We start from the raw sequence: 14,142 nt of genomic DNA on the forward strand, positions 1-14,142 counted from the left end.
CCTTCGGCGTTCCCGACGCCTTCCGGGCTCTGTCTGGGCCATCACCATGGTCCACAACGAATCCGACATCATTGAGCCGGTCGTCAAGCATTTCCTCAGTGAAGGCGTGACCGGGGTCATCGCGGTAGACCATGACTCCACGGATGGAACGCTCGGCATACTGAATGACCTCGCTGCGCGCGACCGGCGAATACATGTCGGACGGAAGATGAGCAAGGCGTTCCATCAGGCCCGCTCCATGTCGTACATTGCGCGACTTGCCTTCACCGCTGGCGCCGACTGGATTGTCCCTTTCGACGCTGATGAAATATGGACGGCACCGTCAGGAACTCTCGCGGACCATTTGCGGTGCTCGGCGAGTGGCGTCGTGAGAGCCCAGATGTTCGACGCATTTCCGGCTGAGGGAACGGGGAGAATCGATCCATCGTCCGACCAGTACCTTCAGGTCGAACACCAGCCCGGGCCGATGCTCAAGTCGGCGTTCAAGGCGCAATCGTGGGTCTGGATCGGTCCCGGCAATCATGCGGTGACTCACCCCGGAACGGTCGAGGTGTCGCTGCGGATTGATCACCTGCCCTATCGCAGTTACGAACAGTACTGCTCGAAGGTTCTGTCTGGAGCGGCCGCACTCGAGGTGTCTGAGGGCACGCCGCAGGAGGAAGGCAGCCATTGGCGCGAGCATGCTTCCGTAGCCGAAGAGGAGCGGCAAGCGCGATGGCACGAGTACGTCGCAGGCTCGAGGAGCCTGAACTTCGGCAGTGTCCATGGTGAACGGGAGCTCATCGAGAACCCTCTTTGGACCAAGGAAGCCTAGGCACCGCGCCCCATCGCTTGGGGCGCGGTGCTGGAGCCTTACCTTGAGCATGCCGTTTCGGTCAACGCGGAGACCTCGGCCCGCAGTCGGTCGCGGAACCGTGCCTCGGCAAAAGTGTCCGCGTGCGCCCGGATCTTCTCCGCGTCCCACTCCTCCGTGGCAAAGCCCACGACGGCTGCGCGGATGTCCTGCGCCGTCGGCGACTCGATGAAGCGCCCGGTGACGCCGTCCACAATCGTGTCGAGGTATCCCCCGGCCCGCAGGGCGATCGTCGGCTTTCCCCAAGCGGCGCCTTCAAGGGGCGTGATGCCGAAATCCTCATAGCTGGGGGCGATGACCGCCTTGGCCGCGGAGTAGGCCCAGCGCATCTGGGCATCGGGGAGGTGGGAAGCGATGCGGACGTTGGGCGGCATCGTGCGCCGAAGCGAGTCGGCGAGCGGTCCGGCGCCGATGATGAGCAGTCGCTCGTCGAGGTCGCGGAAGGCCTCGATGGCCTGATCGACGTTCTTGTAGGGAAGGAGCCGGGAGACCGTGAGGTAGTGGCCACCCTCCCCGACGAACTCCTCGAGGCCAGGGATCGGCTGGCGGACACCGTTGGTGTCAACGCTGTGCGGGGGGAAGAAGACGTCCGCATCCCGGCCGTACACATCGCGGATTCGCTCCTGGACCACCGTCGAGTTCGCCACGTAGACATGGGGCCGCGCGGCCGCCCGCTGGTCCCAGAAGCGCAGGAAGGGCCGGAGCGCGGCCAGCGCGAGGCCCTGTGGAGAACGCAGGGACGAGCCGCCGAGGTACTGCTCCGTGAGGTAGAGCCACCGGGCCGGGGAGTGGCAGTACGCGTAGACGAGCCCCTCGGTGGAGAATCCATGGGCCCAGCCGCTCGTGGAGGTGACGACGACGTCGGCGGGGATCTTCATCGCGCGGGCCGCTGGCGCGAGCACCGGCAGCGCGAGCCTGTGGTCACGTCGGAACGCACCGATCCGGTTGAGCGGTGAGGTGACGATGTCAGCGTCCCGGAACTCGGGGTAGGTGCCCTGCGGGTCGTACAGCGTCGTGTAGATCGTCGCCTCGGGGAAGGCCCGGTGCATCGCGAGGACCACCCGCTCGGCCCCGCCACGCTGCGTGAGGTAGTCGTGCGCGATGGCGACCACTGGTTCGTCAGTCACGCGTGGCCTCCTTGGCGCAAGTGGTTCGGGTGGGGCCCTGCTAGGTTACAGGAAGGTCACGAACGGTGGCGGAATGCGTCGTCAAAAACGCGAGCGAGCCCGGTCGGGATAGCGGACGCCCGCCAGACCCGCCGACTCGACTCCGAGGGCCACGAGTTTCTCTGCGATCCGAGGCGGTAGAACGCGGGCCGCGGCGTCGACCGCCGGACCGTAGGCACGCAAGGTGCGCTCGGTGGCGACAGCGGCCCCAGCTCCGACAAGCCGGTCCCACAGCCCCCTCCCCCCAGGAGCGTCCGGGAGCGCTAGGTCGCCGTGGATTTCGACGAACGTCTCCCTTGCGGCGCCGGAGTGCAGTGCGCGGAGGGCGCGCACTGCTGTGGTCGTCGACGCCCCGTGGTGTACCGCCATGACCTCGGGCGCCACGAGCACAGGGATCCCCGCCTGGCGCAGGCGGTAGCCGAAGTCGACGTCCTCCCAGCCGTAACGGCGATAACGCGCGTCGTAGCCTCCGAGCCTTGCATGCACCTGGGCTTGCACGGAGACATTGGCGGCCCAGAGCCGCCACGTCCGGTCTGCGGGGAGGCCTAGGGCATCGTCGAGGAATCTCCGGTCGGCGGCACGTCCATAGGCCCGCGCGAACGGTGAATCCGGGTACTGATTGGTAGTCAGGCCGACGACGCCGATCGGCTCGGTTGCGTTGCGGTGCCTCGCCAAGTGCCCGCTCACCAAGCCGGGGCCGGGTTCGAGGTCGTCGTCCGAGCGGATGAGAAGGTCACCGCGGGCAGACTCTGCGCCAGCGTTGAGCGCGACGGCCCGACCTCGGTTCTCGGGGAACACGAGCGACCTGACCGGGAGACGCTGAGCCCATTCCGCCACGAGGTCGGCGGTGCCGTCGATGTCGCCGTCGACCACGACAATCACCTCGAAGTCGTCGGTGTCCTGGGCTTCCAGCGAACGCAGGAGAACCGGCAGGCGCCGAGAGCCGCCGCGCGTGGGAACAACGATGGTCGCGGCCGGCGTCGTCACTGGGGTCCCTCGGGACTGAGGCCGAGTTGGTCAAGGAGGTCCCGAAGCCGCTCCCTGCCGGCCTCTGGCGAGAACTGCCGCTTCCAGCGCTCGTGGGCCTTCTCCACAACATCGTCAGCTGGCAGCGCCGCGACGGCCTCCTTCACAGCGCGGACAAGATCCTCGCCGTCACCTGCTCGGGCGATCCACGGATGGTCAGGACCCACCACCTCGGGGAGCGCACCGGCGTCGCTGACGATCACGGGCACGCGGGCAGACATGGCCTCAGTGGCAACGAGTCCGAACGACTCTTCGACAACGGACGGGACGATCAAGATATCGATCGTGCCGAAGAATTCATCGGCAGGCATCCAACCGAGACGGTCGGCGGAGGAGCCGAGCGAGCGCATCCGGGATTCGACGAATGCCCGTTCCCGGGCGTCCACGAATCGGGGTTCCCCGGCGACGCGCAGGCGATACTTGTCCGGCTCCTGCCGCCGCAGCGCATCGAACGCGTCTGCGAGGATATGGATCCCCTTCGCCTCCGACGGTCGTCCCAGGAATCCCAGGCGAACCGGACCGCTCCCGCGCGGAATCGCTACCCTTTCGAGCGCCGGAGACCAGTTGTGGAGAACCGTCGATCGTGCCACACCCCGTGCCATCGTCCGGGACGGCACCAGCGTTGCAAGAGCCCCGATGCGCGCGGCGAGAGCTATCGGCCTCTGGAGAAGCGAGGGCATCTGATGCAGGTGGACCACGCGGTTCCTCAGTCCAGCCGTGGCGGCGGCCGGAACGAGCCCGTTGCACCAGAGCACGCCATCGGGCTGATCCCTGCGCCACGCGCGTAGTGAGCGCATGTAGGCAATCCGCTCGCTGGCGTCGAGGGAGATCACCGCGAACCCACGCTCCTGGGCAGCCTCCAGGACACCGATCGGCGACCGCGGGCCGACCACGGTCACGGCGAAGCCCAGCGAGCCCAGCGTCGCGGCGAGCCCGAGCAGCATGACCTCGCCGCCGCCGATATCTCCGTTATTCGTGGCGATGTAGATCTTCTGGACGCTGGTCATGCCGACCTGAGCCTCCCTTGGCCCGCGCGACGTGTGGGGGCGGGACTCATCTCCAGCCGACGCATCCCGAGCTGAGTCGCGGCGAATCCCAGTGCGAGCGCCGCGGGGACCGTGAGGAAGACTTCTCCGAGGTTGACCGCACAGATGGCCACGCCGATCAGCGCGGCCTCAGCCCACCCACTCCGGCTTTGCTTGGGCAGCGAGGTTACCGCGAAGAACATGGCGATGAGGAGGATCAGGTAGATCACCAAGGCGATCCACCCGCCTTCCTGCCGCAGTGACATGTAGGAGCTATGGAAGAAGAAGGTCAACCCATCGACCTGGACATGGGCGGATCCGAGGCCGTGCCCGATCAGCGGGTTCGTGCCCACCAGAATCTGCTCGCTTGCCAGGATCCTTCCTCGGAGAGCGTCACTCCCCGAACGGTCGCTGAACTGGGAGGTAGCGAGCACAGCGTCGCCGATACTCGTCGACCACCAGACGAGCCCTCCCACGGCCGCGAAACCAACCCACCTGCTGATGTGCTTTCCCGCAAGGAGCCAGACAACCACGCATGCCGTGGCGAGCCACGTGGTGCGGGACAGAGTCGCCACGATACCGACCAGCGCCACGGCCGAGAGAACGACCTGGGTACGGCGGCTCTGGAGCTGGGGAATCGCCAGGCAGGTGAGGGTCAGGATGATGAGGCCAGCAGAGTTGGGATCGCCGAGCACGCCAGTCAAGCGGCCTACGTAACTGCTGGAACCGATCGTCGCGACACCCCACGCAACGGCGAAGGAGACCCCGAGCGCGAGCCCCACTCCGATCCGTCGCCAAGACAGCCTGCCGGAGGCAACGGTCACTGCAACCATGGCCCACAGGCTGATGTTGAGGAATCTCTTGACGTCCACCGCGGAAAGTCCCGAGTTCATCGCCGAGGCGAGTCCCAGCCACGCGACGAGGGCGATAAGCCAGACGACGAACCATCGGGGCCGCTTCACGCCTCTGGGAACCTTGAAGTAGGCGAGGAAGATGAGGAACGCTGCCGAGACCGTGCTGGCAGGGAACGGTGTGCCCGGGAAGTGGATCCCGTCCAGGACCAGACACGCCGACGCCAGAACCACCAAGAGGTCGTGGAGGTCAAAGCCGCTGCGCTGCCCCGAGGAGGCGATCACATCGCCTCCTCATAGACGCCGACTGTACGCCGGGCCATCTCGGCGCGGGTGACCCACACGGACTCAGGACGCTTGTCCGCGTCGGCCTGCAAGGCAATTGCCGCGGCAACCGCTGCGGAATGTTCGGCAGCGACGAGACACCTCTCGGGCAGGATTTCGGGATTGCCGCCCACGGGCGTCGCGACGACTCCCAGACCCGCCGCCACGGCGTCGAGCAGGGTGTACGAGCAGTTCTCCCACACCGAGAGCTGCACCACGACGTCGGCGGCGCCCATTGCCGCGCCGGCGTCCACGAATCCAGGGAAGGAGACCACGCTCTCAAGACCGAGCTCGCGTGCGCGGGCTTCGAGGTCCGCACGATCGGGCCCCTCCCCCGCGACCGTGAGCGTCGCATCCGGGTGCGTGCGGCGAAGCTCAGCGAACGCTGCTAGGAGGTCCGGGATCCGCTTCTCCGCCGAGAGTCGGGACAGCGAGAGGAGCCGCGGGCCGTCCCCAACCGACGCGGAGCCCGCAGCAGCCGCACCGGCCGGCGCGGTTACCAGCAGTCGAGCCCGCACCTCCTCGACGTCCACACCGTTGGGAATCACGACGACGGCCTGCCGCGGCCGCCACTTAGCGAGCATCGCGCGCTTGGTCGCCTCGGACACGGCGATGACGGCGGAGACCCGGCGGAGGCGCAGTGAGTGTACGGCGGCCATAAGCCGCGACTTCCAGGCGGAGCCGTGGTACACGGCATCGTCACCGGCGATGCCGTGCTCGGTGGTCACGTACTTCGCACCGGTGCCAATCGTCGCAACCGCACTGATGACATCCGCGTACGCGAGATGTGCGTGGACCACTGCGGGCCGTAGTGCACGGACGTTTCGGCGCAGAGTGCGCACCGACGCGGCGAACCCGGCGGCAGGCCCGAACGGGCCCGTGATGACGGCGGCGCCAGCCTCCCTCAATTTCTCCGCCAGAGCGCCCTCCGGGCAAAGGACCACAAGCCGCCAGCCAGGCAGCCCCACGGCCGCCGTGTCGAGCACATGCCGCGCCACACCCCCGAGCTCGGGAACGGGGACGGCCCAGAGGGCGATGGGAGGGGCGAGCGGGGCCGCGGAACGCGAGGCCGCGCCGTCGTGCACCGTCGAAGCGCCAGCCATCAGAACCACGCCTCGAGCCGGTCGAGCGCAGTCCAGAAGCCTTCGCCGGAGTTGACATGGCCCTGCCAGATCTCGGGGATGAAGCTCACGCCGGGCGCGAGCCGGTCGAGCTGATCGGAGAGCGCCGCCCAGTCGACCTCGCCCTCGGCAACCTGGACGCCCTCACCGTCAACTCCCGTGGCATCGACGAGGTGCAGGTGGATCGTATGCGGCGCCAGAAGCTCGACGGCCTCGGAGAACGGCATGCCGAGGTGGTTGGCCGCGAGCTTGCTGTGGGAGACGTCGAGGCACAGCTTGGTGCCGGTCGAGGCGGCGAACTCCGCCGTGTCGTGGGGATCGAGGAAGAGGTTGTGGAACTGCTGTCCGCCCATGAGCCAGGGGTACGGAGGCAGGGTCTGGGCCGCGATCCGCACGCCGGACGTGTCGAGGCGGCCAAGCGCCTTAGCGATCCGCTCGTACATGGCGGGCCGCTCTGTGGGTGCGACGTGGCGGTCCTTCGTGAAGCCGCCCATCGTCACCACCATGATCGGCTCGTCCTCGCGCTTGAACCATCGCGTGAGCGAGCGGGTGATGTCGATCGTGCGCTGGACCTCGGCGATCGACCGCTCCCACACCTGGTCGTCCGGCGAGGCGAGGTCTACGAGGAAGTCACCGGCGAACAGGTCCGGGAGGTGGGTCGTGAAGCCCATGTCGAGAGGCCCTGCCCCCCCTGAGAAAACGGAGTCCACCTCGATCTCGAGGTCCTTGTAGGAGAAGTGGAACTCGAGGAAGTCCGGCGTGCAGTCCGCGATGAGCGCAGCGTGGTCGTGGTAGCGCACGGGAAGGCCCCATGGGCGGCGGAACGAGAAGTCGCGCCCCGTAGGCACGACGTCGGCCAGGTCGCCTTCGAAGAAGAAGTCACCCTCCCCGAGGGCGCGACGCAGGGTACGCCCCAGTAGGCGCGGGAGCGCGTTGGGCTGGAGACCGCGGCCCGGGCTCTTCACATCCACGTCCGCCTCGGTGATGAGCGTTCCCGCGGGGATAGGTCGGGCCGCGACGAGCGACTTGGCGAGGTTGACGCGGTTCATCATCTCGCCGGTCGAGACTTGGCGCGGGGTGGCCTCGCCGATGGACTCCTCGACCTCCCGGATGCGGGCCACCATGGCCGCGAACTCCCCGGGGAGGAGCGAGACCTTGTGGTCGTTGCCCTCCATGGCCGTGTCCACGGTGAAGTGCTTCTCGATGATCTTCGCCCCGCGCGCCACCGCGGCGACGGGAACGTGGTACCCGCGCTCATGGCCCGAGTAGCCCACGATGCAGCCGCCGATCTCCGCGAGGCGGTCCATGTAGGCGAGGTTCACGTCCTTGAACGGCGCCGGGTACGTGGACTGGCAGTGCAGCATCGCGAAGCTTCCCCCGAGGGAGCGCATGAGCCCCGCGGTTTCGCGGATCTCATCCTCGCGTGACATGCCGGTGGAGAGGATGAGCGGGAGTCCGCGGGATCCGGCGTCGCGCAGGAGTCCGTGGTTGGTCAGGTCTGCAGAGGCGATCTTTAGTGCCGGAATGCCGTAGTCGGCGAGTGCCTGGACGCTTGGGGAGTCCCACGGGGTGCACATGACGTCGATGCCGCGGTCCTTGGCGTGGTCGAAGACGCCGAAGAGCTGATCGGCCGGGAGCGAGAAACGCGAGAGCAGGTCGAGGGTGTACTGGGCGCCGAGGTCCTCCCCCGCGCTCAGTCCGCCGGACTGGCGGTAGAGGGCGTCCATGTCGCGCAGCTGGAACTTGACTGCGTCCGCGCCGGCCTCTGCCGCGAGGTCAACGAGGCGCTTGGCGAGGTCTACGGAGCCGTTGTGGTTGTTGCCGATCTCTGCGATGACGAACGACGGGCTGCCAGGCCCGATCTCGTGCTGGCCGATGCGCAGCACGTCAGCGCGGTCCACCGCGATGGCCATGAGGTGGCCGCGCGGATCCACGAGCGGCAGGTGCGCGACGCCGCGGCCCATGTGCGCGCCGAGCTCGGCGGGAGGCATCGTGTACGGGGCGGTGCGGACAGATCGGTTCGCGACGGCGAGCGCGGAAGCGGTGAGGTCAGCGGTGGGATGCTCAACGATCCAGCGGCGGAAGTCGCCGTCGGAGAGGGATCCCTGGAGGATGCCGTGCTCATCGACGCAGAAGACGATCCGCTCCTGGTTTGCGGTGATCTTTTGAAGTGCGGTGAGGACCGGGTCCTCGGAGAAGACGACGTACGGCGTGATGTTCCGCTCGATGATCATATGGCGCGGTTCTCCCCCTCCAGCTCCGCACGGAACCGGCCTAGCTGCTGTTCGGCGATCGAGAGGTCCAGTTCGGTGTCGACGTCGACGCCTTCCCCCTCGTCCATCACGAACAGGCCGATCCGCCCGCCGAGGCGGTTGTCGAACTGTTCGTAGATGCGGGTCCGCGTCACATAGAGGGACCCGGTCTCGCGGTACCGGAAGTCCCGCTCGCCAAGCTCCTGACGGCGCGGCCTGCTCTCAACAGTGTACTGGGCGGCAGGCTGGCCCCCGGGCTCGGCCGGCAGGGTCCACAGGAACGGGGTCTGCGGGACCACGCCCACGAGGGAATCGACGCCGGTCGTCTCGAACTGCTCGACGGCGCGGTCCAGCGTGCCGTGGAAGCGCAGCGGCGAAGTGGCCTGAAGGAGGATGACCGCGTCTGGCGTACGGCCTTGGGCAGCACGGAAGTCGATCGCGTGGCGGACCACTGGCTCGGTCGCCGTCGTGTCCTGCGCGAGCTCGGCGGGGCGCAGGAACGGGACATCAGCGCCTGCCGCCCGGGCGACGTCGGCGATCTCGGGATCATCGGTCGAGACGAGCACGTCGAGACCGGCCTTCGCGGCCAGGGCCTGCTCAATCGTCCAGACGACGAGCGGTTTGCCTGCTACGTTCCGGATGTTCTTGCGGGGCACGCCCTTCGACCCTCCGCGGACGGGGATGACGCAGAGGATGGTCATGGGCGGGCCCCTAGGGTCTCGAGGAGATGGTTAGCGATCGCTTGGGCTGGTTCAGTTGCCGGTCTGATGGGCGACGGCGTGGGGTCGCCTCCCCAAGGCAGCATCCCGTACCGCTCCCAGAACTCGGACAGCCAGACTGGCGGCCTCGGGTAATGGACCCATGCGGGCACGCCCCGCGCGGCGGCCTCGAGGACGCCGGTCGAGAAGGCCGAGACGACGGGCCGGCCGAGCTCGGCCAGGGGGAGACCGGAGCGGTCGAACGCGATCCCCTGGCTGGCCCAGCGCCGATGCTGCAGTCGGGAGAGGAGGTCTGTCTCCGCCGGATGCGGACGATACTCGGCCCCGGTCTCGCGGCAGAATCCGCCGGCCGCCCGGGCCTTCCCGGCACGCGGCAACTCCGCGCCGTGGAGCTGCCCGAGGTAGACCGGCCGGTCCGAGACCACAGTGCCGGCCCCCGATGCTGCGGCCCAGAGCAGCTGCGAGCCGACCGTCGTGTGCGCCACATCGGTGCGGCCAGAGGCGGCGAACTCGGCGTCGGCGTCGGTGAACGAGAACAGGTGGGCGCCTCGCGGGAGCGGCGGAGCGTGGGGCGTCAGGAGGCCGTGCTGGACCACGAAGAGCTGGGCGGAGAGTTCGTGCGCCCACTGCTCGGCTTGGGCCCCGACGGGCAGGTAATGGCCCACGGCGAGCACCGACGCGACCTCGTCAAGCACCTCCGGGCGAGCCGCGCCGTAGTGCGCCGCTCCATCGACCTCCGTCCAGGTCCACTCGCCCGGCAGGACGCCGTTGAGCCGCGACGGGGCGAGTACCGCCGCGGCCACGTTCTCGCCAAGCAACTCGAGCGGCCGGACAAGCGAGGCGAGTTGAGTGGGCGTGGTCGCGTCGAGTGCAACCAGGAGGCGGGGCGACGTCCCCCGGACGGCGAGCCACGGGCGCGCTGGCGTGTCCGGCCGAAGGGCGCTGCGAAGGAGCCGGAGCGGGTTCTGCCGGCGCTGCCACCAGCGCCAGGCGATCAGGTCCTCGGGGAACATCAGACCGGTTCCCTTCGGGCTCTCGCTCAGTCCCACAGCGTGTCCAGCCGCTCGATCCGGTGGGCGAACGTGTGCTCGGCGAGAGTGCGGCGCCGTCCGGCCTCACGGATCCTCTCCGCCCAGACGTGGTCCCGGAGTGCGCGCCGGCCGAGCTCCACGAGCTCGTCGGGTGAGCCGAACACGAGGGTCTCGACACCGGGTTCGTAGAAGTCGGCCACGTCCGGCCGGTCGATAAGCTGGAGGCCACCCATCCCGGGGACCTCGAAGGTGCGCATCGCGAGGCCGGCCTGGAGGCCGTGCACGTTGATGGCGGCCGCTGCCTCTGCCTGCACGGTGTAGGCACGCTCGAGGGGGATGTCCCGTTCCGACCGCAGGCCGGGGCGGCCGATCTCCCAGGTGCGGAGTCTGTCGAGCGGATGGTGCGACCATTGCCGGCCGTAGGCACGAACTGGCAGGCCGGCGTCGTGCAGGCGTTCCAGGAGGCTGACCCGGTTGGGGTAGCGCGAGCCGACGAAGACGATCTCCTCAGTCCGCGTGCTCGGTGGAGACGCGAGGTCCGGGTCGAAGCCGTTGGGGACCCAGCACGCATTGACGCCATTCTCAACGAGACTGTCCGCCTCGCTGCGGGCGTAGGAAACCACAGGCCCGATCTCGCGCAGGAAGTCATGGGTATAGCGGTGCCGGTGGAGGTCGTCGTAGAGCCAGAGGATACGTGGCAGCTCACGGCGGTCCACCTCATCCCAGAAGTCGGGGCCCAGAGTGTCCCCCTTGATGACGACAATGCGGTCGGGGTTCACCTCCCTGAGGACCTCAAGGGTGCGCTTGGTAGCCCACGCTGCCGCAGCACGATGGCTGTCGATGCCGATCCGTGCTGGCAACTCGAATAGTGCCTTGTTGCGAACCTTGTCCCCCAGCGTGGCGAACGCGTCGTAGCAGTGGGTAACCACCTCGTATCCGCGTTCCTCGAGCGCGCGGGCGATGCCCCGATGGTAGCCGTGGAATGTGGGAGTCACCAGGAGGAGGCGCGTCACTGCCCGCGCTCCTGGCCTGGCTTGAGGTAGCCGAGCTCACGGCGCAGGGTGGCAACAGAGTCGACATCTCGTCCGGCCATCTGTCGGAGTGCGTTGACTCCGAAGTTGACCACCGACGCAGTCGCGAGGGAGGCCTTGAGGGCCGACTCGCCACCCCACTTTGCCGCGTACTTGAGTCTCGATTCCACGAGCCAGTGGCGCCTGCGCTCCGGGTCGGAGGAGCCGCCGCCCTCGTGGATGACGGTGACGGTTCCGGCGAAGATGCTCGGCACGCCGACCTCTCGGAGCCGGCGCTGGAGGTCCACCTCCTCGGCGAACATGAAGTACGCCTCGTCGAATCCGCCGACCGCGCGGAACGGCCCGACGGGGATAAGCATCGCTGCTCCCTTGACCCAATCCACCGGAACGACAACGCCTTCGGTGCACCGGGAGTCGATGCCCACACCCTCGCGCCAAGCGTCGGATTCGCGGAACCTTGCAAGGGGGGACAGCCATTCGGTGGCGTGGTGCGCAGGGCTCGGGAAGTGGGCGCCGATCCATTCCTGCACCCCATTTGGCCGCACCACATGAGGACTCACGACGGCGGGCTGCCACGGGTACGCGGCCCGGACCAGATCCTCGACGAACGTAGCACCGATCTCGAGGTCGCTGTTGAGCACAAGGGCCAGCTCAGTCTCGACCCGTTCCATGCCGGTGTTCACCGCAGATCCGAAGCCTCCGTTGCGCTCCCGGCGCACAACGTGGACCCCTTCCGTTTCCGGGAAAGGAACCGGAGAGGCGTCGTCCGACACCACGATCCCCGCGAGGAGGCCGCCCCCCTGAGTCTGGAGACTCCGAACGAGCGCAAGGGCCGTGGCCGGGTCGCCGTAGTGCGGAATGACCACAGTCACCGAGGTCACTGGGGAGACTCCATGAGTCGCGGTGCGGGCGAGGAGCCGAACTTCCGGTACCGCAAATGACCTGCCAGGACCCCGGCAGTCCAGCCCAGAGCCCGGGCCGTCCCGAGGCCGCTCCTCTGGCTGGCGAGCCGAGGGAGACCGAGGAGTTCTCGGCCGAGGTTCCGCACACTGATCCGCAGGGACACGGCCCCCAAAGGGAGGGACTGTGAGTGCCTCGTCCACAGCTGGATGGAGGACTCCCCATAGTTCCGGGCCTGCCGGAAGGCGCCCCGCCTCGTCGTCCGCTGGCGGTATAGGACGCGCGCATCAGGTGCCCAGCCGAGCGTGTATCCGGCATTCTGGAGCCGCCAGGCGAAGTCCACCTCTTCATGCCCGTGAGGGAATGACTCGTCCATACCACCTAGGGCAAGGTATACGTCTCGGCGGACGCCGAGGTTTGCCCCGACGGCGTAGGGTAGGTGCCCGAACACGGATCCGAGGCCTTCGGCGTTGGGGGCCATGTCGCCAAGCTCGGCCGACGCGTCAGCCACGTCCACCACAACCATTCCGCCGACGGCGTCGTACCTGCGCAGCGCATCTCCCAGGGACCGGAGCCACCCGGGGGTGACCCGGTCGTCGGCGTCACAGAACACGACGTACGGAGCGGCGGCGGCCCTCACCCCCTCGTTGCGCGCATGGGCCACCCCGGGCCGATCGCCTGAATCGACGACGCGCAGGCTCGGTATCTGATTCCCAAGCGATGTGCAGATCTCCGCCGTGCCGTCGGTCGAGCCGTTGTCCGAGACTACGATCTCGAAGGCTGGGGCGTCCGTCTGGCTCGCGAGAGCCAAGAGCTGCTCCCGGAGCGTGGCCTCTCCATTCCGCACGGGAATGACTACCGTGATCTCCGGCGTCGCTACTGTTCTCATGCCCTCTGCTCCCCCATGGCGTAGATTCGCTCCATTGACGCTAGGAACTGTTCCCGGCCGTAATGCGCCATGGCCCAATTCTGTGCCTCGCGCGCACGTTGCTCGAAATGCACGCTGTTCTCGAGGACATCAACCACGCGCTCAGCGAACTCGACGGCCTGATCCATGACGCCGGCATAGTGCAGTTCGGTGCCGATCCCCTCGGCACCGACGCTCGTTGTCACGACCGGCACGCCCGTAACAAGCGCATCGATGACCTTGAACTTTGTTCCGGCACCATGAAGCAGCGGGACGACGACGACCGCCGCCTGAGCGTAGAGAGGAGCCAGATCCTCGACGAAGTCGAGCAATTCGACTCCCTGTGCGGCGGCCAGCGACCGCAGCTCGAGGCCCGCGCCTGCGCCCGCGACCCGGAGTTTGGCCGAGGGGACACGGCGCTTGATCAGGGGCAGGCACTCCGTGATGAACCAAGTCAGGCCCTCGGCGTTGTCCCAACGGTAGAGGGCGGCAACGAAGAGCATTGCCCCAGGCTCGGGCGTGCGGCCCGACGGAGGCTCATCGGGTGCGAGTGGCGGATTGACCACATGCACCCGTGCCCGGCCGGGTGGCAAGAGGCCGCGGTCCTTCTCACTGAGCACCACGACCTCATCGGCCCGGCGCATCAGCGCTTGCTCAAGCCTGCGGGCAAGCATGGCCGCCCACGCCCACCTCAAGCGCCGCAGTGGCGTCGTAGCCCGGTCGCGCGAGCGCGAGAAACGCTGGGACAGCACGTCGTGCAGCGTGCACACGATGCGGGCCGAGGGGTTTATGCCGCGAACGAACGGAAGGATCGCCCCGACTTCTTCCCACTGGAGGTCGACAATCGCTGCTCCGCTGATCGCTCTGCGCACATCCCGCCTGAAGACGACGCCACCTAGGTAGTTGGGAGGACCAAGGATTGGCAGAATCACGTTG

Annotated in this window: 13 protein-coding genes; 1 reads left to right on the forward strand and 12 read right to left on the reverse strand. The window is 67.8% G+C overall.

All coding sequences use genetic code 11. From position 1 onward, the window contains the following. The first annotated feature begins 46 nt into the window (after positions 1–46). The gene (locus AB5L97_RS13410) at positions 47–814 is read left to right on the forward strand and encodes a glycosyltransferase family 2 protein (RefSeq protein ID WP_369045030.1); all 768 of its coding nucleotides are present in this window, start codon (positions 47–49) and stop codon (positions 812–814) included. 38 nt (positions 815–852) lie between these two features. Here the strand turns inward: AB5L97_RS13410 and AB5L97_RS13415 are convergent, their stop codons facing one another. From AB5L97_RS13415 to AB5L97_RS13470, 12 genes are all read right to left on the reverse strand, one after another. Next, positions 853–1,980 (reverse strand): glycosyltransferase, encoded by a 1,128-nt coding sequence (locus tag AB5L97_RS13415; RefSeq protein WP_369045031.1) that lies wholly within the window; start codon positions 1,978–1,980, stop codon positions 853–855. Between the two features lie 81 nt (positions 1,981–2,061). Next, on the reverse strand, positions 2,062–3,006 hold the full coding sequence (locus tag AB5L97_RS13420; protein ID WP_369045032.1) for a glycosyltransferase family 2 protein: 945 nt from the start codon (positions 3,004–3,006) through the stop codon (positions 2,062–2,064). Beyond that, positions 3,003–4,052 (reverse strand): glycosyltransferase family 4 protein, encoded by a 1,050-nt coding sequence (locus tag AB5L97_RS13425; RefSeq protein WP_369045033.1) that lies wholly within the window; start codon positions 4,050–4,052, stop codon positions 3,003–3,005. The genes AB5L97_RS13420 and AB5L97_RS13425 overlap by 4 nt, the downstream gene beginning before the upstream one ends. Continuing rightward, positions 4,049–5,206, reverse strand: a complete 1,158-nt coding sequence (locus AB5L97_RS13430; RefSeq protein ID WP_369045034.1) for an O-antigen ligase family protein — start codon at positions 5,204–5,206, stop codon at positions 4,049–4,051. Before AB5L97_RS13430 ends, AB5L97_RS13425 begins: the two co-directional genes overlap by 4 nt. Next, positions 5,203–6,348, reverse strand: a complete 1,146-nt coding sequence (locus AB5L97_RS13435) for a glycosyltransferase family 4 protein (RefSeq protein WP_369045035.1) — start codon at positions 6,346–6,348, stop codon at positions 5,203–5,205. The genes AB5L97_RS13430 and AB5L97_RS13435 overlap by 4 nt, the downstream gene beginning before the upstream one ends. After that, complete coding sequence (locus tag AB5L97_RS13440) at positions 6,348–8,600, reverse strand: N-acetylneuraminate synthase family protein (protein WP_369045036.1); 2,253 nt, start codon at positions 8,598–8,600, stop codon at positions 6,348–6,350. The genes AB5L97_RS13435 and AB5L97_RS13440 overlap by 1 nt, the downstream gene beginning before the upstream one ends. Further along, the gene (locus AB5L97_RS13445; protein ID WP_369045037.1) at positions 8,597–9,319 is read right to left on the reverse strand and encodes a cytidylyltransferase domain-containing protein; all 723 of its coding nucleotides are present in this window, start codon (positions 9,317–9,319) and stop codon (positions 8,597–8,599) included. The genes AB5L97_RS13440 and AB5L97_RS13445 overlap by 4 nt, the downstream gene beginning before the upstream one ends. Beyond that, on the reverse strand, positions 9,316–10,350 hold the full coding sequence (locus tag AB5L97_RS13450; protein ID WP_369045038.1) for an RNA-binding protein: 1,035 nt from the start codon (positions 10,348–10,350) through the stop codon (positions 9,316–9,318). Before AB5L97_RS13450 ends, AB5L97_RS13445 begins: the two co-directional genes overlap by 4 nt. 26 nt (positions 10,351–10,376) lie before the next feature. After that, on the reverse strand, positions 10,377–11,381 hold the full coding sequence (locus AB5L97_RS13455) for a CgeB family protein (RefSeq protein WP_307955707.1): 1,005 nt from the start codon (positions 11,379–11,381) through the stop codon (positions 10,377–10,379). Further along, the gene (locus tag AB5L97_RS13460) at positions 11,378–12,280 is read right to left on the reverse strand and encodes a glycosyltransferase family 2 protein (protein ID WP_369045039.1); all 903 of its coding nucleotides are present in this window, start codon (positions 12,278–12,280) and stop codon (positions 11,378–11,380) included. The genes AB5L97_RS13455 and AB5L97_RS13460 overlap by 4 nt, the downstream gene beginning before the upstream one ends. Continuing rightward, entirely contained in the window at positions 12,277–13,188 is a 912-nt protein-coding gene (locus AB5L97_RS13465) for a glycosyltransferase family 2 protein (protein ID WP_369045040.1), read from the reverse strand. The genes AB5L97_RS13460 and AB5L97_RS13465 overlap by 4 nt, the downstream gene beginning before the upstream one ends. After that, on the reverse strand, positions 13,185–14,078 hold the full coding sequence (locus AB5L97_RS13470) for a glycosyltransferase (RefSeq protein ID WP_369045041.1): 894 nt from the start codon (positions 14,076–14,078) through the stop codon (positions 13,185–13,187). The genes AB5L97_RS13465 and AB5L97_RS13470 overlap by 4 nt, the downstream gene beginning before the upstream one ends. Positions 14,079–14,142: the final 64 nt, after the last annotated feature.

This window comes from Sinomonas sp. P10A9 (assembly GCF_041022165.1).
GTDB classification, from domain to species: Bacteria; Actinomycetota; Actinomycetes; order Actinomycetales; family Micrococcaceae; genus Sinomonas; species Sinomonas puerhi.